This window comes from Aestuariibius violaceus, from assembly GCF_040779325.2.
GTDB lineage: Bacteria > Pseudomonadota > Alphaproteobacteria > Rhodobacterales > Rhodobacteraceae > Aestuariibius > Aestuariibius violaceus.
In genome coordinates this window covers 1-2,254 of sequence record NZ_JBFONT020000025.1, presented here as the reverse complement: position 1 = coordinate 2,254, position 2,254 = coordinate 1, and the positions used below count along the sequence as shown (strand labels likewise).

4 protein-coding genes are annotated in these 2,254 nt (G+C 63.3%); all 4 read left to right on the top strand.

Going from position 1 to position 2,254, the window contains the following annotated elements; genetic code table 11:
- The 4 genes from AADZ90_RS22385 (at position 1) to AADZ90_RS22370 (ending at position 2,042) form a co-directional block, all read left to right on the top strand.
- Positions 1-123, top strand: a complete 123-nt coding sequence (locus AADZ90_RS22385; RefSeq protein WP_411997129.1) for an integrase core domain-containing protein — start codon at positions 1-3, stop codon at positions 121-123.
- Positions 124-187: 64 nt separating this feature from the next.
- Positions 188-817, top strand: a complete 630-nt coding sequence (locus AADZ90_RS22380; RefSeq protein ID WP_367312826.1) for a TetR/AcrR family transcriptional regulator — start codon at positions 188-190, stop codon at positions 815-817.
- Positions 807-1,649, top strand: coding sequence for a phytanoyl-CoA dioxygenase family protein (locus AADZ90_RS22375; RefSeq protein ID WP_367312825.1), 843 nt, complete (start codon positions 807-809; stop codon positions 1,647-1,649). Before AADZ90_RS22380 ends, AADZ90_RS22375 begins: the two co-directional genes overlap by 11 nt.
- A 99-nt stretch (positions 1,650-1,748) precedes the next feature.
- On the top strand, positions 1,749-2,042 hold the full coding sequence (locus AADZ90_RS22370) for a hypothetical protein (protein ID WP_367312824.1): 294 nt from the start codon (positions 1,749-1,751) through the stop codon (positions 2,040-2,042).
- Positions 2,043-2,254: the final 212 nt, after the last annotated feature.

Here is a 2,254-nt window from a genome sequence, read left to right as displayed (position 1 = left end):
ATCGATCACTGGCTCAAACAGTACAATCACACGCGTCCTCATCAGGCGCTCAATATGCGCACACCGGTTCCACAAACTATATTAGAGAGAGCCCAAATCAGTGGCCCAGATACAGGGGGCTAGACACCAGTTGACGATGGACCTACCTTTATGCCAACATTGAATCGAATTCATTTCGGAGCTTGATATGACGACGAAGATCGGGATGGCTGAGCGCCTGCTGCGCGCGGCGGAGGAAGAGCTCGTGGCGAATGGCGGCCATCTGGAAATGCTGCCCGTCGCCAAGCGGGCTGGTGTCTCGGTTGGCAGCGGCTATCACCACTTCGGCTCCAAGGCCGGGCTGCTGGCGGCCGTTGCGGCGCGGTTCTACGGACCGCTGCAGGAGGTGACGCTGGGCGACGCGATCCCGCGCGACCTGCCTTGGGCTGCGCGCGAGCATCGCCGCCTCGCAGCCTTCGTGGCCTACCATCTGGAACGCCGGGCGCTGGCGGTCCTAATCTACGGGGGGCTGTCGAACGCCCCGGAGGTCCTCGACCTGGAGCGCGAGCACATGGCCGCAGTCGTGGAAGCCGGCGCGCGCAACCTCGAGCAGGGGAGCCGCGCGGGCGTCGTGCGCAGCACCGTCCCGCCCCGGATGCTGGCCGCCCTTCTAATGGGGGCTCAACGTCAAGCGATCAACACACTCATCGCGGGAGAGGGCGAGATCGACGCCAATGCCGTTGTCCGGGACATCTGGTCCTTCGTGGCGGCCGCTCTCGATCTCGGCCGCGCCGCCCACAATCACGTCACCAAAGGAGGAACATCCCATGTCGGATGACCTAAAGCAGCAGGAGGATCTCGGTCGAGACCTCGCAAAGAAATACAAGGCCCACGTCCCCGGCCCCGAGCGCAAGTCGCCCGAGATCGACGCCGACTGGGAGAAGGTCCAACGAGACGGCTACGTCATCATCAAGGACCTGCTCGACGCGGATGAGATCGCGCGCATCCGTTCCGAATGCACGCCGCTCCTCGACAAGAAGGGGCGCAACAGCTTCGAGGGGGCCGACACGCAGCGCGTCTACAACGTGCTCGCGAAGACCCGCGCCATAGATAAGCTGGCCACGCACCCCCGTATCCTGGGGTTGATGGACAAGTTCTTCCAGCCAGGCTTCCTCTTAAGCCAGGCGCAGGTCATCAACATTCTGCCCGGCGAGAAGGCGCAAATGCTACATGCCGACGACGGGTTCTACCAAATCCCCCGCCCGCGCCCGCCGCTTGGCGCCGCTACGGTCTGGGCCATCGACGACTTCACCGAGGAGAACGGCGCGACCGTCATCATACCCGGCAGCCATGAATGGGGTGCCGACCGCGCGCCCAAGCCGGAGGAGACCATCCCCGCCGTGATGAAGGCCGGCTCGGTGATCTTCTTCCTAGGCACGACTTGGCACGGGGGTGGGGCCAACCGCTCGGGCGCGGCGCGCTTCGCCGTCACCTGTCAGTATTGCGAGGCCTACATGCGCCAGCAGGAGAATTTCCTTCTGGAGCTCAACCGCGACACCGTCCGGGAGATGTCGCCCGAGCTGCGCGGCCTCGTCGGCTACTCCATCTACGGGCCCTTCATGGGCATGGTAGACGGCAAGCATCCGCTGCGCTTGCTCGAGACCGCGTGAGAGATGGGCCTCGCCGCCTTCGATGACACCCTCTGCACACCGCGGCCTCCCTGCCGTAGCGCGTGCTGCAACTGCCCTTATGCCAAAGGAATGACACCCATGGACGGAACCTGGAACATCGAGATGGAAAGCCCACTTGGCCGCAAGGAGGCCTCGCTCGACATCGCCATACAGGAAGACGCGTTTACCGGCATGATGCGTTCCGACGACCTCGGCGAGGCCGAGATGGAGAACGGCAGCGTCGACGGCAACGCCGTTTCCTGGACCGCAGACATTACCGAACCCATGCCCATCGCCCTAGAGTTCGACGGAACCGCGACAGGCGATACTATGTCGGGTGACGTCAAGATGGGCGCGTTCGGCGTGTTCCCCTTCACCGCGACGAAGGCCTAGCCACGAGCGAAATGGCCCTGCCAGTGTAACGGAGGGGCCGTTTCAAACGTATGCCTCAGGGGAACAGACCTTAGTGCAAAGTGCAGCGAACGACCGCTTTCCGCTGATTCTGTGGAAAAACAACGTGTTGCGCGTGCAGAAAGTGGTGCGCTGAACTGAGCGCGAGTGCCTTACTGGTCAGGCTTTGCGCGTTTGCTGCGGTGCGGGAAAGA

Excerpts from the sequence above, each read along its gene's own strand:
- AADZ90_RS22380 (WP_367312826.1), top strand. The coding sequence starts at position 188 with ATGACGACGAAGATCGGGATGGCTGAGCGCCTGCTGCGCGCGGCGGAG.
- AADZ90_RS22375 (WP_367312825.1), top strand. The coding sequence starts at position 807 with ATGTCGGATGACCTAAAGCAGCAGGAGGATCTCGGTCGAGACCTCGCA.
- AADZ90_RS22370 (WP_367312824.1), top strand. The coding sequence starts at position 1,749 with ATGGACGGAACCTGGAACATCGAGATGGAAAGCCCACTTGGCCGCAAG.